Below are 22,147 nucleotides of genomic sequence, written 5' to 3' on the forward strand. Positions count from 1 at the left end.
CACAAACACGACATAATATCAAGCACCTTACCCTAAAATTTGGATACATCTCTCCATTTTTACGTGTTATTTCTGATGAAACTGCAACTTCATCGTAACTTCATATCTTAATTGTCAATATCAAGTGTAATGTTCTGTTGAATTGAGAGGAAAATTAGGTGAGTCAATCTTCTTTAAATCGTAGATTAATTCAGATTTTTGGTATCCTTCTCGGCATTAGTGTCGCTGTCTGGGTACTGAGAGGATTTGGTATTCTTACTTTTATTCCAGGTGGAATTATTTGGCTACTGCTACTAGGGGCGATCGCGATCGGGATTATCAGTTACGCCCAAAGGACATGGTGGCGTTTTTAATAGTGAAGCAATGCCAATAACAGCTAGCCTAGAAAGTAGGTGCTGTAAAAGAGACATTTTTGAAATTGTTACCCTTACAAATTGTAGTTATTGGGGGTGGGGCAGCGGGATTTTTTGGCGCGATCGCTTGTGCTAAAGCCAATCCTCAAGCCGAAGTTACATTACTCGAAGCCAGTCGCCAACCCCTAGCGAAAGTGCTAATTTCTGGCGGCGGACGCTGCAACGTGACTCACGCTTGCTTTGAATCTGAGGAATTGGTGCAAAATTACCCCAGAGGTGCAAAAGCTTTGCGGGGTTCTTTGACTCGGTTTGGGCCTCAAGATACAGTAGCTTGGTTTGCTACTCACGGAGTCTATCTCAAAACTGAAGTTGATGGGCGGATGTTTCCTGTCACCAATACTTCAGAAACCATTGTGGAATGCCTAATTAAAGCGGTGGCCACATCTGGGGTTAAACTCCGTATCGGTACGCATGTAACTTCAGTGAAACGAACCTCAGCAGATGCGAGGTTTGATATTCTTTTGAAGTCGGGAGAAACGATTAAATGCGATCGCCTACTTTTAGCGACTGGTAGCAGCCTTGCAGGTTATAAAATTGTCCGAGAGTTAGGTCATCAAATTGAATCGCCAGTACCCTCATTATTTACCTTCAACATTGTCGATCCAAAATTGCGGGAATTGGCTGGAGTTAGCGTTAACCCTGCCCAGTTGCGCTTATCTACGGGTGGAAAATCCCAATTACAACAAACTGGGCCATTGCTAATTACCCATTGGGGTTTAAGTGGCCCGGCTGTTTTGAAGCTTTCGGCTTGGGGTGCGAGAGTTCTACACGAAAGCCGCTATCAAGCCACATTATTGATCAATTGGCTGCCTCTTATGCACCAAGAACAAGTGCGAGAAAAAGTTTTAGCAGTTAAGGATGAATGGGGAAAGAAAGCGATCGCATTGCATCGCGGCGTTGATCTCCCGCATCGTCTCTGGCAATATATCATTGCCCGTGCAGGTATTACCACAGAAGACCGTTGGGCAGAAATATCTAGTAAAACTTTAAATCAACTAGTGCAAGAACTTACTCAGGGAAAATACTTAATCAACGGCAAAGGAGCCTTCAAAGAAGAATTTGTTACCTGTGGCGGTGTCAACCTCAAAGAAGTAAACTTCAAGACGATGGAAAGTCGGTTAGTTCCTGGTCTTTATTTTGCCGGAGAAATCTTAGATATTGATGGCGTTACTGGTGGGTTTAACTTCCAAAGTGCTTGGACAACCGGTTATTTAGCAGGGATAGCAATGGCGACTAATTCGTAATTCCTATACCGCAAGGGTTTTATTGATTTAGGATGGGTGGTTGACTTCCGCCGTGCTGTACTAGTACTCCACAGGGATTATGACAGTTTAAGATAGTTAGTAGTCAGCACTTTAGTTCTTAGAAAATAAGGACTAAAGTCCTTAATAGGAACTTATAAAAATTAATATAGCGGACTTATATAATGGTTATCGTTAAAGTTGATTCTCAAAAAGACAACTTGGAAATTTTATCTTAGTCCTCTGCTTATCCAATATTCAGCATCTTCTACAAATCCCTCTATCCAATCCATCACAGATTTACTGGACTCTTTGATTGTGATGCAATCTTCATGTAGAAAATAAACAGAACAGTCATCTTGTCCATTGGCAATAATAAACCACGGATCTCCATTTCTAGCACAGATACAGAAAGCATTATCAGGTAAAGGTGTACATTCTTCTCCCTCAGCAATGGACTCAAGGATAATCTTTTGCTGCCACTCATTCATTTTAATAAGTTGGTCGTAATAAAACTCAAATTCTGATCTACTAATAAGCTTTCCGGCGCTATGCCCAAGTAAGCCTAGTATTTCCCTGTAAGTTCTTGGCAAAACCCCATATTTACTCTCAATGTATGCAATTTCCTCTGGAGTACATCCTTGTAGCTCTTGCTCATTTTTTACTATTCCACTAGTAAAGAAACGCTCTTTTAATTCTTGGATATTATTAATCATTTCAAAACTCGAACTTTCTAGAAGATAAATAATCTCTATCTTAATTATTAATTATCTGGCTAGTACAAAGTGGCAAAAATAAAGCTACTATTCAAAATTACTGTATTAGAGCAGAGAAAGGGTTGAAAACAGCAACAAAATACTTATCAAGTTAGATTTTAGCATTTGTATATACATCGTAGTCATAGGTGTCAACTTAAGCTGGAAATAGATTATCTGTTGGCTTCCATGCCCGCCCGGAAATAAATTTCTTTGGCTTTTAGCTTAAGTCTACTGAAGTAGACTGGAGATTTTTGGCTATATTTAGTCATCTTCAGATGACTTTAGCTATGAGACGGGAATTTCAATTCCCGGCGGACAAGCGGTTTCACGTTAAGTTGACACCAATGCATCGTAGTATACCCCTACTCTTAAAGCTTACTAGCAAAAGCGTCTCCGTGTTAACCTCAACTATTTACCTGTTCTTTAAGAACAAGCGATCGCTACTTAACTATATTTACTGATCAAAATTCGTACTAATCTTCTAGCATTTCCCACCTTGCCACTCTACATTCACACCAGCCACCCTAGAGAAGTCAAAATTTTCAGGGTGTATTCGTTTTTTCATAAAAAATATATGAACACTGATAAAAATACGGCGTCTGAAATTACGTTGCAGAGGAGCCAGTATATGCTGCATGGTTTTCCAGTGCTTGGTGTTCCAGATGAGGAGCGTGCCGTAAAATACTTTAGTCTCAATCCATTTCTACCAAATGCCCAGAATCGTTGTCCAATTGAATGTGCCTATTGTGTCTGTCATCAAGACCGTGACTGGCATCACTATCCACAAAATTTTCAGGATGTCTCAGCACCAGTTGACCTGCTTGATTCTTTGCTAGACTGCATTTTTGCTACCCAGGAGGGACAAAAGGGCTTTCCGATTTCACTATGCGACTACTCTGATCCCTTTATTCCAGCCCATCGAGAACGCGTACTATCAATTTTGGATGCACTAATTGACCGCAAAGCTGCCAACATAGTCTACATCACCACCAAAGTCCATCCTGGTCAATCTTTTCTAGAGCGACTCAAAAAAACTTTAGAACGGCCTCATTCACTTCGGGTTACTGTCTTTGTTAGTTTACCACCCTTGAAACCAGGCTATGAGCAAGCCTCAATTCAGAGTCGGGTACAGTTGTTGCAAGATTTAGTAAATCTTGGTATTCCATGTTGTTGGTATCTGCGTCCACTGGTTGAAGAGTGGTTTGATGAAAGTTTAATGTGGCAATTAGCACGCACACTATTACCCCATGTTTCCCATCACGTTATTCTGTCTGGGCTTGTCATGTCTGAAGAGATTGAAACGAGTCTGTTAAAACAGGAATTAATCGTTCCAGAATGGGATCGTACACAACCAGGACGTAAGCAATACTTGTCATTGGAATTTGAGTCAAAACTGCGCTCAATTCTCAGCACTGTTGCTAGTGAGCAAAATACTTCTCTGGGTCCGGTGATGGGACATCGGCTATGCGGTACTAACGGTAATCATGCCTATGGCTGCTTGATGTGCGCCAAACAAAACCGTTATTGTCAGCTTTTTCAACTTCATCACTATGGTGAAACGATCGCCGCTGAAGATAATCAACGCCTCAAGACGCTACTGAGACAAGATTCCCAAAAAGTAGGCTCATCTTTACAACGAGAGCCATCGACAGAAGAATGTCGGTGAGGTATATGAACCTGAAGCGAAGTAACTCATCCCCCGGCTTCAAGCCGGAGGATTGGAGTCATTAGTCATTAGACATCTCCAGAAATTAAATATGCGTTATCCAGAATCCTTGTAGAGACGTAGCACTGCTACGTCTCTACATTCATTTTCGGAGATGTCTATTAGTCATTGGTGCTAATGACTAAATCGGCGGGCGGCTATCCCGGACACCCCTCTTGTTGGGATGGGATTCCCGCCGATTTTCGGTTAGGAAGGGTCTGATTGCCTGATTGCTACCCGTCTACAAAATTATTGTATTGCAGCATAAAGAGGGAGAATTATCTTGCTATCGTAGATCAATTTTGAATACACCCAACAATGAAGTTCAGCGAAATCCTCCGCCAATTTGGTGACACGGCTACCCATCATAGCCTGACTAACGACCCAGACCGTGACCCAGAGATTATAGGGGTAGCAGCCATTGATGAAGCTACCAACGGTACTATCAGTTACGTAGAAGGGGCAAAATTTGGGTCTTTTATCAGCAAAACCAATGCTACTGCTTTAATTTTGCCCCAGGATGAAAAATTGCAGGTGCTTGCAAATGAGAGCGGTATTGTCTGGATAGCAACCTCAGATCCGCGACTGTTATTTGCCAAAGCGATTGCTCTTTTTTACCAACCATATCGCCCCATCCCAGAAATTCATCCCACCGCTGTGATTCACTCTACCGCCAAAATTGGCAGTGATGTTTATATTGGCCCCCATGCTGTGATTCAACAAGGGGTAGAAATTGGTAATGGTGCAATAATTCATCCTAATGTGGTGATTTATCCAGATGCCAAAATCGGCGATCGCACCATCTTACACGCCAACTGTACCATCCACGAACGCACCCGCATCGGTGCAGATTGCGTCATTCACAGTGGTGCTGTCATCGGTGCAGAAGGCTTTGGTTTTGTACCTACCCGGACTGGTTGGTTCAAAATGCAACAATCTGGCTACACAGTCCTAGAAGATAGCGTCGAAGTTGGCTGCAATACCGCCATTGACCGCCCTGCCGTCGGAGAAACACGGATTGGTCGCAATACAGTAATTGATAACTTAGTCCAAATAGGTCATGGTTGCCAAATCGGTTCTGGCTGTGCGATCGCCGGTCAGGCTGGTATGGCTGGTGCTGTCAAACTTGGAAATCGGGTAATCTTAGCTGGGCAAGTAGGAATTGCCAATCAAGCGAAAATGGGTGATGGAGCGATCGCATCCGCTCAAACTGGCATTCTACACGATGTTGCACCAGGAGAAATTGTCTCTGGAACTCCAGCCATTGCTCACAAAAAATATCTCAAGGCATCTGTTGTTTATATTCGCCTGCCAGATATCTATCAATCGCTAAAACAATTGCAACGTAAATTCAAAAATAGCAATGATTAAGGTGATACAGCAATTTTCTTTTGCATGAAGTACAAAGCTCAGATCCCCGAATTATTGAAGAATTCGGGGATATTTTTATATTAGGCTCATTTGTTGTCTATAGGAATCCTATTTGATTCCTGAAAAAATCTAAGTATAAGTATATGTAGTAGTGTGGCAAGGCTAAAATGTTGTAAAAAAATTGTAGGTTGGGGAGCCACTGCGTTGCGCGGGTTAAGAGCGTTGTAGCAAGTGGCGTTGGAGGCTTTGCCAAAGCCAACATCCTGATATATGTTGGGTTGCGCTCCGCTCCACCCAACCTACGTCTAATGCACAATTTTTTTGCTTTCATACCCTACGTGTATTTCAACAATCAAATAGGAGTCCTATACTTGCTATTGAAGAAGAATTCAGCTATTCTGAATTCAGGAGTCAGCAATCTTGACGCGACGCTCGTTCGCTCTTAGCGTCTCCCCGAATCACATTGGGAGAGGCTAACGCTAAGGGAGAAGACAAAGGCTTAGCTACGCTATCCGCCTTTTCGGTCAAAATTCATTCTGAATTCTGACTACTGACTACTGACTACTGAATTCTGTTCGATAAATTCTTCCAAGCTGGGCACATCGACCCAACTTGCTTTTGTATGAGATTCATGGGATAAATCCATCAACAACTGAGAATAAATTCCTTCTCGTAAGGATGGTGTAATTTCCTGATTGCGGTCAATTCCTTGTACCCATTGGTCTACTACGCGGATAAATGCCGAAATGCGCCCATCAGCATAATTTTTGGGGAAAATTAACCGATTCGGTATTTCTATTTCCGTTAGAGGTTTACCTGGCTGGGAACCCCAAACACGAAAACCATGTATATAATCTTTTTGATTTTCGCTGCCCACAATTAATGTACCGCGATCGCCATACACTTCTACCCAATGGGTTCTTGCTGCATGAACAACTGCACTGATAGAAAGTTGGCAAGGTGTGCCATTAGCTAATTCCAGGGTTAATATACAGTTGTCATCTGTATTCACTGCCTTAGATTCCCCACTAACAGGGTCAACTCGTATGGGAATCGCAGTACTCAAATGAGCATTTAATCTACGAACTGGCCCAAATAACCAGTGAATATAATCAAAGGCGTGAGAACCCAAAGATCCCAATGCACCGCCTCCTTTTTCTTTGTCAGAATACCAATTCCAAGGACGTGAAGTATCAGCACGAGAAGAACCTAACCAATCAATTTTAATTAGGCGTAACTTACCCACATAGTCTTCTGACAATAATTCAGCAAATAACTGCCATGCTGGTACAAAGCGAAATTCAAAGTCTACAGTTGCAATGACGCCTTTTGCTTTAGCTAACTCATAAAGTTCTTTCGCTTCAACTGCATTTAAAGTTGTCGGTTTTTCTAGTAATAAATGTTTTCCAGCTTGCAATACAGTTTTTGCCATTTCATAGTGCAAGAATGGCGGTGTAGAGATGCTAATTGCTTGCACTTCTGGTAATGCCACAATATCTGTAAATGAGTCGTAAGCGTGGGGGATATTATGGGATTCTGCTATGGCTTTGGCTTTATTGATATCTCGGTGGTAGACAGCAACTACCTCAGTGCGAGGATGTGCTTGGAATCCGGGGATGTGGACTTTTTGACCAAAGCCAGTACCTGCGATCGCAATTCCAATCATATCATTTTTTCTCCTATTGATTACTTCTTAAACCTCAATAATCTTACCCCACAAAAGCTATACTTTGTTTTTATCGTAAAACTATAATATGCTTCGCTAACGGTAAAATTTACAACAAATAATTGTAATAGCAACTTCAATAAAGTTAATGACTTGAAAACAATTAATAACCCATATAAAATAATTTTATCGGGAAAGGCAGGGGGCAGGAGGCAGAAGGCAGAAGGGAATTCTGACTCGTGTCCTCTGCTCGTGACCGAAGGGAACAAGGGTTTAAGACCCCCACCAAATTTTCAATTTGGTGGCCTCAATTTAGGAGGGGTTTGAATCCCCTTCTAAATTGAACCTTCTGCCCTCTGCCCTCAGCATAGCTGCCTTCTTCAATTAATTAATTGAATCATTATTAGTCCCTGCCAACCGAAAACTATTTATCACTAAAGTTAATTAAAAGGGAACAGGGAACGGGCAACAGGCAACAGGGAAATCCCCATAATTAAAATCAGGGGATTTGTACAAGGACACATTGAAACATCGTGGCTGACGCCATCTCGTTTCAAATATTTTTATCTCTTTTCATAAATAAATTTAGGGGCTTTAAACCCTGTATTCGGGGCTAATTTTTTTTCTGTTCCCTGTTAAGAGTTCCCTGTTCCCGCCCCGAAGGGGCTTGGTAAATCGCTAGGAATTTAGAAAATTAAAAACGCGACATCGTTGATTAAAAACATTTTTTGACTGCTGCAATAGGCTACGTTACAGCATAGTCCATCACAATTTATTTTATTCACTGAGGCTCTTTGATAAGGAACAATTATATACAGCTAATATCAGGCATTCCCATGTATATTAGTTATACGATTTGTAGTATAGTCTTATTTTTTGTAACATTGAGAACGCTGCAAAATGGAATTTAAATAACTTTACTTGTCTAAATACTAATTAGAGTTTATAGTGATACGGTGTTTCTCGTTTCACTTTCTCGGCAGGTTTATACCATGAATTATTCTCGCAAATTACAAAAGTTTTTTGCAGGCTTCTCTTTGTCTGTAGTATTAGCATCTGATTTAGTACTCATACAAAAAGCTCCTCCAGTTTTAGCCCAAACAATAAATTCATCTGTCGGTAATGCTGTGACATTCAGTTGCAATGATAGTGAAGCAACAATCAAAGCTAAAAATGGCCCCAGAGTAGTTAAAGGAACAACAAGCTTTTACATTGGCTATCAGCAAGTCTCATCTAATAATAAAAATCCTATAACTATCCGCTTTAATAATGGGATAAAAACCTGGTGTCGCACTGATTACGAAACAACTGGGGACGATGGTACAGGTTATGGATTGTACTGGGATGGAGGCAATGTTTTATATGGCGTTTACTCTTCCACTGGCAGTCAGACAGGTAATGATTTTCGCCGCTTTGCTACTGGGCGTTGGTTGTCTAGCTATGGTAGCGGAGGCGGGCCAAAAGTTGCAGTTATAGCCCGGATTAATCCAGCCAATGGCGAAGTTTATTACGCCACATTTTTATCTGCTAAAAAGGCGAATGATGGAAAAACTAACTCTTTAGTTGTCAACACTCTCTCATGGAACGGCACAAATTTGACTGTGCAAGCAAAATCATGGTGGACTCCCCGTCGTGCTGATACAAATTCCATGAATTGCTCTGGTTCATCACCTTATCAATACACAGTTATCTTCACTGGCGATTTAACAAGGGTGAACTCGGCTTTAGCAAATACTTGTAGTTAAAAGGGAAGAATTTAGCTATCAAATTGCCTTATCGAAACAGAATTTAGGAGTCAGGAGCGGAGCCGAGACGCTCCGCCCCCGGTCAGAATTCAATTGGGTATTCTGTACTAGTGGCAGATTAATAGACGGGTTTAAACCAAACTCAACTCAAAATAATTCAAAATATTCTCTTTGCTCCCAGTTAGTCACCTGCTTTAAATAGTCTTCTGGTGGCTGATCTGTGACGGACTGCAAAAAGCGATTAATTTCACTCTGTTTCATCTTAATGATGAAGTTTATAAACTGCTGCCCCATTTTTTGAGAAAAAAGTTCGCTTTGGCTCAAATATGAAATCGCTTCTAGCAAACTTTTGGGTAAGGTCAGACTTTCTGTAGTGTAAGGTGACTCTGTTGGGGAGCCAGGGTCAACTTTCTGATCTACACCATCTAACCCAGAAATCAATTGCGATGCCATATATAGATAGGGATTGGCTGCTGGTTCTCCAACTCGGTTTTCAATGTGGGTGGTGGGGTCATCATAACCGCCTTGTAATCTAATCATTGCCCCTCGGTTTTCCAATCCCCATCCGGCTCGGTCAGGGGCTAGGGAATAAGGCCTAAATCTTTTGTAGCCGTTAATTGTCGGGGTTGTGAATACAGAAGCCGCATTGGCATGTTTGAGAAGACCACCAACGAAATGTTTGCCTAAATCTGACATTAGGGTTTTGGAGTTTGCAGACATGAGCGCGTTCTCACCTGTGGTTAGGTCTACAAGGGATTGGTGCAAATGCCAGCCATTAGAAGAACAACCTTGCAATCCTGGACGACACATAAATGATGCGATGTAACCTTGTTGACGGCAGATTTGCTTAGTCGCCATTCGGAATATCATCATTGTATCCGCAGATTGCAATGCCGGAATCGGGTCAAAGGTAAATTCAAATTGACCGGCACCTCCTTCGTTTTCTACACTCCTTAAAGGCAATCCCATTTCAACTAAGTTTTCTGCCAGAACGCGCAGCAAGTCGTGAATCTCTGGATTGTGGGATTCTAAAAGGTATTGGAAGCTATGCTCTACAGCGCTAACTTTGGCAGGTTCACCAGGTTTTCCAGAAGTACCAACATCAGCGATCGCTAACATCGGATCTGACAACTTTGCCAGATACCACTCAACTTCTAAGCCGACAATATGCTCCAACCCTCTTTGATGTAACTCTGTCAATGATTGGCGCAAAATACCGCGACTGGAAAAGGGCATTGACTGACCATTTTGAAAGTACTCGTCACAGAGGATAAAGCCAGTGCGTTTTGCCCAAGGCACAATTTTGAAGGTATGAGGGTCAGGAACAGCCACAAGATTTGGCGCACCTGTCATCTGAGACATATCTAAACTACCGCCTGGAACGAAGGGGTTAAATACTATTGCACCACCAGTATCAAACAGGAATGTCCCTGTGCTGATTTGCATACCGTTTTCTAAGGCGCTTAAAAATGCCTGGGGTAAGAGCGACTTGCTGCGAACAATGCCATGCTGGTCTGACCAAGCGGTACGAATCAACAGTATATCTCGTTCTTTGACGACAGCCTTGATTTTTTCAGATGCTTCTTTTTGGCTTTCTGTCCACAGGTGATGACGCTCAATAAATCCAGGTCTTTTCATTTAGATTGCCTAATCATGTTCAACGGCTTGTGCGGTTAGTTTGAAATTAGCTATTTCTGCCAAGATTCGCCATTGCGTATTTGCGTTAACAGCCTGTGCATTGCTGCACCATAACCCCTCTGGCTATCGTAATTCGTCGTCATTCAAAATTGATTCCCAAATCAATGCCTAATACCCCATTTCTATTTGTAATATCAAAATCTGTTGTGTTGGTTTTTATCAACTAGCATCTTCCTCATCCATAGCTTTAAAAAGAGTATTTCCAGTTTGTTCATCTGCGATCGCTCCTTGAGTATCTCCCAAACGACGACGAATTTGGCTACGCAATATATATGCTTCTGCTTCTTTAGGATTTAGCTGAATTACATAGTTAGCATCTGCGATAGCACCTTTGTAATCTTGGAGTTTTTGACGAGCATATCCACGAGAGATATAAGCGTAGGTATCTTTGGCATTCAATTTAATAATTTCGTTGTAATCAGCGATCGCTCCTTTATAGTCTTCCAGAAGATTAAGAACTTGCGCTCGCTGGTAATAGACACCACTGACATTTTTGGGGTTAAGGCGCAAAATCTCGTTATAATCTTGAATCGCGCCTTTATAATCTTTTAATCTCTTACGAAAGTTGGCACGAGTCATCCGAAATTCAATATCGTGAGGTTTTAAGCGCACAATTTGGTCATAATCTGCTAGTGCGCCTTTATAGTCACGCAGTCCCAAACGCGCCCGCGATCGCTTTATATAAGCATCGACATCATTGGGATTTTTACGCAAAGCAGCAGTTGTAAGCTCAATTTGTTGTTGTCTATTTTTTCTGATCTGCTCAAGTCTTTGCTGAGGATTTTGAGAGTAATAAGTTAATAATTTTACCCAGCTAGGAGCCATAGCTTGCAAAATACCTACCATTCCTCCTAACAAGCTTACACAGTATATAACTAATAGAAAAACTCTAGTTTTCCATTTACTACGGGATTCGTACTGCTGTTGAATCAATCCCTTTACTAAGGTGTATCTTTGAAAGGCAAGTTTCCATATCCGAGTTGCTTCAGATATTTGAATATGAAATGCAGAAGATTATCCTGATCTATGGGTGGATTTAGTCGCAGTTCTTTTTGAAATTTCTGATTAATTTTAGCGCTGCGAAAGCTATTAGGGATGCCCATAGCTATCAACATCGCAAATAATAACATCATTGGTCTATCTTTTCCTAGTAATCCTAAGATAATCACACCAAAGACCTTAAATAAAACACCAATGTAAGGGAAACGAGAAAACAGCAATAAATCAGCAATTTGTCCTCCATCTAGAGGATAAACCGGGAGGAGATTGAACAAATTTAGAGATATCAGCGTCCAGCTTGTTTTGTGTACCCAATCAGGATAAGCACTACCCAAAGGTGCAAGGATCGCCAACCCAATCCCCAAAATTAACCCTGGTAATGGCCCTGCTAAAGATATCCAAAATTTTTGGGTGAGTGTGGCATCATCTTTACGGGCAGTTGCTAAAGCGCCTAAAAACGGTACGAATAAAACAGAGGTATCACGATAGCCAAACAGTTTCATCGCCAATAAATGTCCGCTTTCATGGAAAAACAGTACAGCGATGAAAATCACCACACTTTGTGGAGTAAGAAAGCTTGTATAACTGGCGATAAACAACCCTAGACTACCCAACAAAAGCCAAGTGCGAAATTTTTTACCCACCAGACCAGTTTGGGTATATTCCATTTGTTTAAATCCCTCTACTTCCAGTTCTATAGGGATTTCTTGTAAAATGCTGGAATCAGTTTTGGCTTGTTGTCTGCGTTGCTTGATGATATTTGCTGCTTTCTTGTTACCCTGCATCATTGGGTTAAGCGATCTCAGGACTGTTAACCAATGTATCTGAAATAACTCTGTTCCCTTAATTGATGATATTTTTCCCGTCTTGACTAAGTTACTAACATAGCCCCTCATCTGTATCTGTAGTGCTTGTGCAAAAGACTCTGGTGATAAACCACAAGCTGTTTTGCTGGTAGTTAATTGTTTGAGATGATCTTGATGAGTCTGCCATTGTACTGATACTTCGCTGGTATAAACATCCTGAACAATAGTGTTAGGAAACTCACCTATAAGTCCATGCTGTTTGCCGTTGACAGTCAGCAATAAAGTTCTATCCTTAAAAAAGGTATAAAACTCTATATCAAATAAATTCACACGTTCGACTAAACGACGAATAACTACTGTGGCATAGCTTTTGAGTGCTTTGTTATATAAAAGAAGTTCCCAATTTGTTTGCTGATAAACTTTGGTGATTGGTTGATATTGCAAATAGCTGCATGGAAGAAAGCCGAATTGCTCTAGTTCTTTAATGGGAGTTTGAAATAAATCTTTTAAATAGATAGGAACTGTATCAGCCTTTGTAATCTGGTACTTGGGATATTGAATCTGAGATTTGCAAAGTAGTAAAAAGAGAATGAGAGAGCGAATAACAATCAGTAGAACGTAAATTGCGATCGGGTAGATTAGGTATTGCATAGCAATATAAAATTTTTAACTATGCTTAGTATTCCCTGATACTAAATAAAATAGCTTAGGATTGCAAATACCTAAAATAGAAATGGGTATAGCCTTTTGACCATACCCATTTCAGTGATTTTAGAACAGTGGTTACAGCTGCGGTACGTACTGTTGCTTTTCAGGGACTTCAGCGTATTCAGCCACAATCTGGCGGAATTCTTCGCCGTCAATGGTTTCCTTTTCGATCAGCAGATCGACTAAGCGATCGCTCACAGTACGATGGTCACGGATAATCTTCTTGGCATTTTCGTAGCATTCTTCCACGATCGCTCGCACTTGTCCATCAATGCGGGAAGCGATGGATTCAGAATACTCAGATCGGGTTGTCCAGTCACGACCCAAGAATACTTCTCCCTGCTGGCTTTCTAACGACAGTGGCCCTAAGTCGGACATCCCGAAACGAGTCACCATCTGCCGGGCCATTCCCGATAACTGCTGCAAGTCTCCACCAGCGCCAGTGGTGACTTCCGCAGCGCCAAATATCACCTCTTCAGCGGCGCGACCACCCAAAGCACCAGTAATTCTGGCTTTCAACTGAGAACGGGAAATTAACCCCTGTTCTTCGTTGGGTGTAAACCAAGTTAAACCCTGTGCTTGTCCTCGTGGAATCAGGGTAACTTTCTGTACTGGGTCATGGTCTTTTAACAAAGTCCCCACTAAAGCGTGTCCAATTTCGTGGTAGGCAATTAAGCGCTTGCTCTTACTATCCACCAAAGGAGTGCCTTCCATCCCAGCGACTACCCGATCCACTGCATCATCAATTTCGCGGAGGGTGATGGCTTCTTTGCGTCTTCTCGCAGTGAGAATTGCTGCTTCGTTGAGTAAGTTGGCTAAGTCAGCACCAGTAAATCCAGGAGTGCGGCGAGCGATCGCATCTAAAGATACGCTAGGGTCTAGTTTCTTATTCCGCGCATGGACTTGCAAGATTTCCAAACGCCCTTTGATATCAGGTGCATCGACTGTTACTTGGCGGTCAAAGCGACCGGGACGCAACAAGGCTGAGTCTAGTACGTCGGGACGGTTGGTAGCAGCAATAATAATGATGCCTGTGTTACCTTCAAACCCGTCCATTTCGGTAAGCAATTGGTTGAGGGTTTGTTCTCTCTCGTCGTTACCGCCACCGATACCAGCACCCCGTTGTCTACCCACAGCGTCGATTTCATCGATGAAGATGATGCAAGGGGCGTTATCTTTAGCTTTCTTGAACAAGTCGCGGACGCGGGATGCACCCACACCAACGAACATTTCCACAAATTCCGAACCAGAAATGCTGAAGAAAGGTACACCTGCTTCGCCTGCGATCGCTTTTGCTAGTAAAGTTTTACCAGTTCCAGGAGGCCCAACTAACAGCACTCCCTTGGGAATCCGTGCGCCTACAGCGGTAAATCTTTCTGGCTGCTTGAGGAAAGTGACAACTTCTTGTAGTTCTTCCTTAGCTTCTTCGATGCCGGCTACGTCGTCAAACTTGACTCCAGTTTTCGCCTCCATTTGGAAACGCGCTTTGGATTTGCCGAAGTTCATCGCTTGACCTGGCCCGCCGGGGAGGTTGCTAGAACGCCGGAACAAAAAGAACAGTCCGGTAATCAATAAAACTGGAAAGACGAGATTACCCAACAATCCCCAAATTGCGCCATCATTCCGCATGGGGTGAGCATCGAAACTAATGGCTTTTTCTTTAAGCTTGCTAATTAACTCAGGAGCGTTAATAGGCAAATCCACACGCCACCTTTGGACACGATTTTCGATGTCTGGATCGCGGGCTTCTATAATTGCTGTCCTACCGCCTTCGTAAAGATCCACGCTGGTGACGCGATCGCCATCCAAGTATTCTAGAAAGCGACCATAAGTCATACGAGTATTGGCTGTATTCCTATTCATGTCAGCAGGAGCGCCTGCAAAGGCCCCTTGCCAGAAGAAAAAGCCAATTACCAGAGCCGGTAATGTCCAGAGTGCTACGACTTTCCAAGAGAATTTCATCTTAATTTGCCTCTAGATGCCTATACAAATCATTAGCTCTAGTAACAGAATGTTCATTACTCTGTTACTTTAAGCTGTTAAACGGATGTTTATAAATCCATTTTGTTTAATTTGATCTCTTATATGCAGTGTCATAAAGCAACAAGGGCATTATGACACTGCCAACAAGAATCTTAATCAAAGTTAACTTAATTTTAATACAAAATCGCACGATAAAAGGAAGCGTAACGGGATGCAAAGACACGGATAATTTCTCCAGAATGCTCCTCGTGTCGGTTCAAGTCTTTCTCAATCATCATTCTGGGGGAGTAGGGAGTGGGGAGTAGGGGAAATGAGGGGGATGAGGAAGCAGGAGCAGGGGGAGATAAGGCAATGATGAAAATTCTAGATCACAAAGACGCGATAAATCGCCGTCAAGACGAAGAACTGATTATTATTGTAGAGACGGCGATTTATCGCGTCTCTTGCCTTAACCGAACAGTATTGGGAGATAAGGGAGAAGAAACAATGCCCAATGCCCAATGCCCAATGCCCCATTCCCAATTCCCTACTTAACTTCTGTAATTTTGAGAGTGTAAGGAAGATACTTGCCTTTTTCGTAGGAGCCAACCCAAATTTGGTAAGTTCCAGGTAGCCATTCACCAACAATGCCAGCATTTTTGCCATCAAAATCGTCATTGCACCAAGTACCACCGGGGCCCTTGATAATTATGGTGGTATCTTCAGGACTTTGAACTTGCAGCTTTAGGTAGTCAAATTTACTTGTTAGCACTAATGTGTGGTCTGGTGTTTCATCAACAAATCCGGTACAAGGGCCGGTGGCTGTTTCGCTTCTCCCACCTATTTGACTCCCCGATATTGAACCACCACTCATCCCGCGAACTGTCAAAGGGTCTGGGGAAAACTGAGGGCCAATGGTGACATCTCCAAATATTGTTGGCGCTTCTTGAGCATCAGTCACAGCATTAACTGTCGAGGTGATGAAGAGCGTAACTATCATGAATGATAATCTTATCCCTCTATTGAGCGCTTTTGTCGGCATTGTAATTACGTTCGCTTCTAAGTGTTTTTGAAGACATGAATTTTACATACCAAGTTCCCAACATGAGGAGAATTGACTAACTATTTTAGATGTGAAATTGAGAAGAATTCATTAGTAATTAGTCAATGATTTCTTGTTCCCATAGTTGCTCTACCTTATGGATCAATACGGTTCAGATAAGCTTTTTTCTCCCACCCCTGCATCCCCTGCTCCCCCTGCCTGTCTCAACGGATAAATTCCTTAACCCAAACGTGTTGCCTTATGGATAGGGACCCACAAATGTGCGCCCCTAAAATCTGAAATATCTCTAAAATTCGGAAGTAATCGCTAATTAACTTCTGTGATTGCCCGACTCAAGCGCGGCTTATCTAAACCAATCTGATTTAGTAGTAACCAAGATTGGATTAAGTCAGGTCCATGAACATCTCCAGTTAAGGCTGCTCGGAGCGATCGCATTACTAAGCCTTTTTTGACTTTTTGTTCTTTCACCACTTGTTTAATAATCTCCTGGGCAGCGGCTTCTGACAATTGCGGCTGATTTTCTAAAGCTGTGACAATCGCTTCCAGAACAGCCGCCGAGCCTTCTTGCTTCAGTTGCGTACTACCTTCCTCGCTAAATTCAACTGTATCGCTAAAAAACAGTTGGCTTTGAGCTACTGCATCTACCAGGCGAGTCAAACTCTGACTAATTAAAGTTACTAGCTGTTCTAACCAGGGGCGTTCTCTTCCACCATCAAATTTATACCCAGCCGCTTGCCAATAGGGGATGAGTAAATCTGTGAGTTTATCTACTGGCGTATTGTGGATATACTGACTGTTCAACCAATCCAGCTTATCCCAGTCAAACTTTGCACCTGCTTTATTGACGCGCTCAAAGCCAAATTCTTTCGCTGCTGTTTCTAAGGTAAATATTTCTTGCGTCGAATCTGGTGGCGACCAACCCAGTAATGTCATGTAATTTACCAAGCCTTCAGCAGTAAAGCCCATTTTCTGAAAGTCAGAAATGGAAGTGACACCATCTCGCTTAGAAAGCTTGCGCCCTTCCATGTTCAAAATTAACGGTGTGTGGGAGAACTCTGGGATTTTTGCACCCATTGCTTCATACAGTAAAATTTGCTTGGCGGTGTTGGCGATGTGGTCTTCTCCCCGAATGACATGGGTGATTTGCATATCGATGTCATCCACGACAACGACAAAGTTGTATAAAGGTTGACCGCTACCCTCTTCTGAGGCGCGGGCGATGACCATATCACCACCTAAATCGCTACCTCGCCAAGACATCTTTCCCCTTACTAGGTCATTCCAGACAATTTCTCGCCCATCTTCGATTTTGAAGCGAATTACAGAGGAGCGACCTTCAGCTTCAAAGGCGGCGCGTTGTTCTGGGGTGAGGTTGCGGTGACGGTTGTCATAACGAGGAGCTTCACCTCTAGCTTTTTGGGCTTCTCTCAGAGCCTCTAGTTCTTCGGAAGTGGTGTAGCAGCGATAGGCTAATCCTTGCTCTAGCAGTTTTTGCACTGCTTCTTTATAAAGATCCAGGCGTTGGGATTGAAAAAATGGTCCTTCATCCCAGTTCAGCCCTAGCCAGCGCAATCCTTCAAGAATATTGTCGGTGTATTCGGGACGCGATCGCTCTAAATCTGTATCTTCTATTCGCAGGATAAATTTCCCACCGTGGTGGCGGGCAAATAACCAGTTAAATACAGCCGTTCTAGCTGTACCAATATGTAAATTTCCGGTTGGACTCGGCGCAATACGGACTCTAACAGTCACAGTTAATTCTCTCTTTCGCAAAGCATGATAAATGTAGCTTATATTCAAATCCTGAATTCTGAGTCAATGCCTTTGGGGAATTCAAAATTCAAAATCACCGAAGTTTACTTCAGTGATTCACTACTTATGAAAGGGGACAGGGAACAGGGAACAGGGAACAAGCAAATATGCTACCCGCTAGGGGGAACGTTTCAACCTACCTTGCGATACAAGGATTTTTTCACCTACAAGGGGCGTTAGTGCAGCAGGACGTTCGCGGTAGAGTCTCCTAGAGAAGTACGGTTTTGAATCTTTACTTTTTTCATAAATTTAGAACGGGACTGACGGGGCTCGAACCCGCAACTTCCGCCGTGACAGGGCGGTGCTCTAACCAATTGAACTACAGTCCCTTGTTTGGCAACTTTGCTATTATCACTATTTTTTTTCTACTTGTCAAGCGTTTTGGAGTTGGGAATTAGAAATTATTTTTGTGCTGTCTCTCCAAGGTGCGAATTTTTCGTTAAAACCTTGATAATGCAACCTGTGGCTCTGATTCCAAATGCTGCAATATCCGAGATTGTATTTGTTTATACTGCTGCTTTAATAGCTGTCTGCTCAACTGGGCTTGAGAAGTGGGTGGTAGAGTATGACTCTGTTGCACCCAGGTTTTCAACAATTGCTGCTGAGTTGGCTCAATGCGACTGCTGAGAACCTGGGTGCAGGAATGTGGTTCTTCCAGAGTAAAGAAAATCAAAGGATAGTGTTCATTTTCAGTCAGGAGACTTACCATTTTAAGATTTTGGGGGTTTTGCATATCTAAGTAGCATGGCAGCCACTTAGGAGCCAATTGCCGATTGTAGAGTACTGTCACCCACAACAGCATTGGGTGAGGGGATGTGATGAAGATAAATCGGCTGTAACGGGTAGAAAGCGCATAATTTTTGATTTCTTGTTGAGACAACATCAACCATACTGCTGTCATCGATCCTTGTGCGGTGTCTAGAAGCTGAGGAAAAACAATTTCTTGAATTGGTTTATTTTGAGGCCATAAAAGTTGCCGACAGCTTTGCTCTATTGCAATTGGTAATGCAGAATTTAAAGGACGGTTCAAGATGGAACTAGAGGCTAGATTTGTAGGTACACTGGGACAATTTAATGATTCTAGACTGTTTAATACTTGCAAAATTTGAGCGATATTTTGGGGGCGATCGCTTGCTTTTTTAGCCAGACAAGCCATGATTAAATTATTCAGCTTTTGAGGTATTTTCAGAGTGGGTTTAACCTCTGCGATCGTTTTTGGCTGTTCAAAGTGATGTGCCTTATACCAAGCGCCAAAATAATCAGTTTCAGGTTGCCAAGGTTTTTTGCCTGTGAGCATCTCAAACATCATCACACCCAGACTATAAATATCAGAGCGGCTATCTAATTTTTCTCCATCTAATTGTTCTGGAGAACAGTAGGGTAAAGTGCCATTAAATCCCCTATTTGTGCTGACTGTTGATGCATAATTTAAAAATCTAGCAATCCCAAAATCGAGAATTTTAACTAACTGACCCAATATCGGATCGGGAATAACTAATATATTGACAGGCTTGATATCTCGATGAACTAATGGGCAAATTTTGCCATCAATGTTAATACCTTGATGAGCGCATTGTAAGCCCAAACAAATCTGGCGAGAGAGAGTCAAAAATATATGTAGAGGTAGCGGAATTAAATCCTTTAAGCTCTTGCCGGATAGATATTCCATGACATAATATGGCTTTCCTTTCTCATTCACACCATAATCATAGGCCCGCACTATATGTATACTTTTTTGACTCAAAGCTGCACTCATTAAAGCTTCACGAGCAAAGTCTTGTTGCATCTTGCTATCGACAACAGTTTTAGTCAAAAATTTGACAGCAACGGGTATGCCTCCTAGCAAAATATCATTGGCTAAAAAAACTTCACCCATACCGCCACTACCAATTAATTGCTTAAGTTGATAACGATTGGCAAGCAAGCCCGTACTACTTGGAGATGTAAATGGGCTCTGATTCACTTTATTCACCTCTGCTGTTGAGTCTATTTAAAGTTAGCAATACACACATAAGAATATCATTAGCTAATTGTAGCAAGCATAGTAAGAATTGTAATAGTAAACTTTCAAGGACGTGATAAAAGTTTTAAAAAAATCTCCAAAAATTTAACCATCCAATTTTTTAAGCCTTCTTTCTCAGCTTTTTCATGTGCAGCTAACTTGCGTAAGATATCTAACTTCAACTTTTCATATTCTGTTTTCAAAATATTTTTGGCTTGATTAGGTAAAATTAGCTCATTTGACTGTTGACTCATATTTAACCAATCTACAAGTTGCTGCCGCTGTTTAGCCGTAAGGTTTAAAGTTGTTACATGAGAGCAACGTGTTGGATCTTCTAGAGGAAAAAATAGTAAATGATAGTAGCCTACTTCTGCTAAACCACGTGCTATATTCTGACCTTTATTATCTTTCAAATCCAGAAAATAAGGTAGCCATTTAGTCATAGAAGGTTGGGCATCGTATAGTACTGTTACCCACAATAGCATCGGGTATACATTCATTTTACTAATAAATTCTGTGCCATGTATGTTATCCAAAAACTTTGTAATATCTTGTTTAGGCAACATTGCCCAAAAAGTTGGTATGGGTCTTTGAAGGGTATGTAGTAAATGCGGAAACCCAATTGGCGCAATTGGTTTATTCTTCGGCCAATTTTTCTGCAAACACTCTTTTTCTGATAGTAAAGTTGCAGGTACTAATTGAACCGGAAATGAGACTTTAATAATGTCAGTACTATTGCTAGCAATAGCATTATTAAGCTGAAGATTAACTTTTTCTAAACCTTCTAATATTTGGTTGATATTTTGAGGGCGATCGCTGACTTCTTTTGCTAAACAACTCATCAATATCTTTTCTAATATTTCCGGTATTTTGACTTGCGGATTTACTTCTGTAACTGTCGGTGGAATTTGAAAGCGATGGGCTTGATACCAAGTACCAAAGGAGTTACTTTTTGTTTGAAATGGATGTTTCCCTGTCAGCATCTCAAACATTAATACTCCCAAACTATAAATATCAGAGCGGACATCTAGCAGTTTGCGCCCTTCCATGTGTTCTGGAGAACAATAAGGCAAACTGCCAATAAAAGAATCTGTGAGGGTCATTCCACTTCGCTCTGTGAGAAATTTAGCAATACCGAAATCTAGTATTTTAACAATTTCTCCTCGTTTACTATCTTCAGCAAGAAATATATTTTCTGGTTTAATATCTCTGTGAACAATAGGATAAATTTCTCCTTTCAGGCTGATGCCTTGGTGGGCACATTGTAAACCTAAACAAATCTGATTACAAATCTCTAAAAACTTCGAGATTGTTAAGGGCTGAATTTTAAGAATTTGTTTGAGATTTTTTCCTTGAAGATATTCCATTACATAAAATGGAGTTTTATCTTCAGTAACGCCATAACTTAAGATACGAACAATATGTTTACTTTTGCGACCCAATTGAGCGCCAATAAAAATCTCTCTGGCAAAGCGTTGAGACATTTGTTGATTCGCTAAACTAAGTGATAAGATTTTGACTGCGATCGGCATACCACCTTTAGCAGTATCTTCCGCTAGATAAACTCTACCCATCCCCCCTTTGCCAATCAAATCTCTGATTAGATAGCGATTGTTTAAAAATTGTCCAATATAATCGTCTAATTCTGCTTTTTGCCCTACCATACTCTCAATTTTATTTTCTGGCATAAAAATCATTTATGAAAAATGTTATTGGCAAAATACTTTAATTAAGTCTAGCTAATTATTAAATTGAAATCTAAAAAATATCCGCATTTTGAGAAAATTAATTATATGCTGTAAATATGCTTAAGCTCTCTGCAAAATCTCCTAAACATTGTGTAACATATCTATTAAGGATTACGGTTGAGAAATTACACGTAAACTACAAGCAGGGTAGATAAAGTTGTCTAGTAGATTCCGTGGATACACACAAATAACCAGAAAAAAGAAATAACAGTATTATTACAACATTTCATTAATTCATAACGAATTAACTTTGGCAAAACTCTGCGTACCTCTGTGTTCCTCTGCGTTTAAAAAAGTTACCAACTTATGCAAAGCTGTATTATATCTGTGCAGTTAAAGGTTAAGATTTGGGAGTAATTGGACTTTGGACAAAAATAAATTGTTCGCGTTTATCTTACGCGAACAAACGAATAATTAATTTTGTTTATAGTTATCAGCAGAAAAAAAGCA

General features: G+C 41.4%; 16 protein-coding genes and 1 tRNA gene. 6 read left to right on the forward strand and 11 right to left on the reverse strand.

What is annotated here, in order from left to right; all coding sequences use genetic code 11:
• Positions 1 to 158 precede the first annotated feature (158 nt).
• Both V7K67_RS04870 and V7K67_RS04875 read left to right on the forward strand, forming a co-directional pair.
• Positions 159 to 353, forward strand: a complete 195-nt coding sequence (locus V7K67_RS04870) for a hypothetical protein (RefSeq protein WP_179065434.1) — start codon at positions 159 to 161, stop codon at positions 351 to 353.
• A 65-nt stretch (positions 354 to 418) separates the two neighbouring features.
• Positions 419 to 1,657, forward strand: a complete 1,239-nt coding sequence (locus V7K67_RS04875; RefSeq protein WP_334729492.1) for an NAD(P)/FAD-dependent oxidoreductase — start codon at positions 419 to 421, stop codon at positions 1,655 to 1,657.
• A gap of 227 nt (positions 1,658 to 1,884) precedes the next feature.
• Here V7K67_RS04875 and V7K67_RS04880 read toward each other — a convergent pair whose 3' ends face one another.
• Entirely contained in the window at positions 1,885 to 2,370 is a 486-nt protein-coding gene (locus tag V7K67_RS04880) for an SMI1/KNR4 family protein (protein WP_334729437.1), read from the reverse strand.
• A gap of 670 nt (positions 2,371 to 3,040) precedes the next feature.
• Between V7K67_RS04880 and V7K67_RS04885 the strand changes: the two genes are divergently transcribed.
• On the forward strand, positions 3,041 to 4,078 hold the full coding sequence (locus tag V7K67_RS04885) for a hypothetical protein (protein ID WP_335165444.1): 1,038 nt from the start codon (positions 3,041 to 3,043) through the stop codon (positions 4,076 to 4,078).
• 357 nt (positions 4,079 to 4,435) lie between these two features.
• A complete protein-coding gene (gene lpxD / locus V7K67_RS04890; RefSeq protein ID WP_335165446.1) occupies positions 4,436 to 5,488 on the forward strand; it encodes a UDP-3-O-(3-hydroxymyristoyl)glucosamine N-acyltransferase in 1,053 nt (350 codons plus the stop codon).
• Between the two features lie 547 nt (positions 5,489 to 6,035).
• On the opposite strand, the gene V7K67_RS04895 is transcribed toward lpxD, so the two are convergent.
• A complete protein-coding gene (locus V7K67_RS04895; RefSeq protein WP_335165448.1) occupies positions 6,036 to 7,154 on the reverse strand; it encodes a Gfo/Idh/MocA family protein in 1,119 nt (372 codons plus the stop codon).
• A gap of 992 nt (positions 7,155 to 8,146) precedes the next feature.
• On the opposite strand from V7K67_RS04895, the gene V7K67_RS04900 reads away from it, so the two are divergent.
• Positions 8,147 to 8,899, forward strand: coding sequence for a hypothetical protein (locus V7K67_RS04900; RefSeq protein WP_334729433.1), 753 nt, complete (start codon positions 8,147 to 8,149; stop codon positions 8,897 to 8,899).
• A gap of 147 nt (positions 8,900 to 9,046) precedes the next feature.
• On the opposite strand, the gene V7K67_RS04905 is transcribed toward V7K67_RS04900, so the two are convergent.
• The 4 genes from V7K67_RS04905 to ftsH2 all read right to left on the reverse strand — a co-directional run bounded on the left by V7K67_RS04905 (position 9,047) and on the right by ftsH2 (position 15,072).
• Complete coding sequence (locus V7K67_RS04905) at positions 9,047 to 10,537, reverse strand: glutamine synthetase family protein (RefSeq protein WP_334729432.1); 1,491 nt, start codon at positions 10,535 to 10,537, stop codon at positions 9,047 to 9,049.
• A gap of 219 nt (positions 10,538 to 10,756) precedes the next feature.
• Positions 10,757 to 11,443, reverse strand: coding sequence for a tetratricopeptide repeat protein (locus V7K67_RS04910; protein ID WP_335165450.1), 687 nt, complete (start codon positions 11,441 to 11,443; stop codon positions 10,757 to 10,759).
• Positions 11,444 to 11,538: 95 nt separating this feature from the next.
• Complete coding sequence (locus V7K67_RS04915) at positions 11,539 to 13,053, reverse strand: site-2 protease family protein (RefSeq protein ID WP_335165452.1); 1,515 nt, start codon at positions 13,051 to 13,053, stop codon at positions 11,539 to 11,541.
• 132 nt (positions 13,054 to 13,185) lie between these two features.
• Complete coding sequence (gene ftsH2, locus V7K67_RS04920) at positions 13,186 to 15,072, reverse strand: ATP-dependent zinc metalloprotease FtsH2 (protein WP_334711827.1); 1,887 nt, start codon at positions 15,070 to 15,072, stop codon at positions 13,186 to 13,188.
• 315 nt (positions 15,073 to 15,387) lie between these two features.
• Here ftsH2 and V7K67_RS04925 point away from each other — a divergent pair, with 315 nt between their 5' ends.
• Positions 15,388 to 15,627: a hypothetical protein gene (locus tag V7K67_RS04925; RefSeq protein ID WP_334729430.1), complete on the forward strand. Its 240-nt coding sequence runs from the start codon at positions 15,388 to 15,390 to the stop codon at positions 15,625 to 15,627.
• Here V7K67_RS04925 and V7K67_RS04930 read toward each other — a convergent pair.
• The 5 genes from V7K67_RS04930 to V7K67_RS04950 all read right to left on the reverse strand — a co-directional run bounded on the left by V7K67_RS04930 (position 15,620) and on the right by V7K67_RS04950 (position 21,637).
• Complete coding sequence (locus V7K67_RS04930) at positions 15,620 to 16,114, reverse strand: hypothetical protein (protein ID WP_334711829.1); 495 nt, start codon at positions 16,112 to 16,114, stop codon at positions 15,620 to 15,622. The two genes, V7K67_RS04925 and V7K67_RS04930, sit on opposite strands and share 8 nt — an antisense overlap.
• 327 nt (positions 16,115 to 16,441) lie before the next feature.
• Positions 16,442 to 17,887, reverse strand: coding sequence for a glutamate--tRNA ligase (gene gltX, locus V7K67_RS04935; protein WP_334729428.1), 1,446 nt, complete (start codon positions 17,885 to 17,887; stop codon positions 16,442 to 16,444).
• A gap of 315 nt (positions 17,888 to 18,202) precedes the next feature.
• Positions 18,203 to 18,276: transfer RNA gene (locus V7K67_RS04940), tRNA-Asp, on the reverse strand.
• Positions 18,277 to 18,386: 110 nt separating this feature from the next.
• Positions 18,387 to 19,910, reverse strand: a complete 1,524-nt coding sequence (locus V7K67_RS04945) for a serine/threonine protein kinase (RefSeq protein WP_334729427.1) — start codon at positions 19,908 to 19,910, stop codon at positions 18,387 to 18,389.
• A 104-nt stretch (positions 19,911 to 20,014) separates the two neighbouring features.
• Positions 20,015 to 21,637, reverse strand: coding sequence for a serine/threonine protein kinase (locus V7K67_RS04950; protein WP_334729426.1), 1,623 nt, complete (start codon positions 21,635 to 21,637; stop codon positions 20,015 to 20,017).
• Positions 21,638 to 22,147 lie beyond the last annotated feature (510 nt).

This window comes from Nostoc sp. (genome assembly GCF_036917155.1).
In the GTDB taxonomy this organism is placed as follows: Bacteria; Cyanobacteriota; Cyanobacteriia; order Cyanobacteriales; family Nostocaceae; genus Nostoc.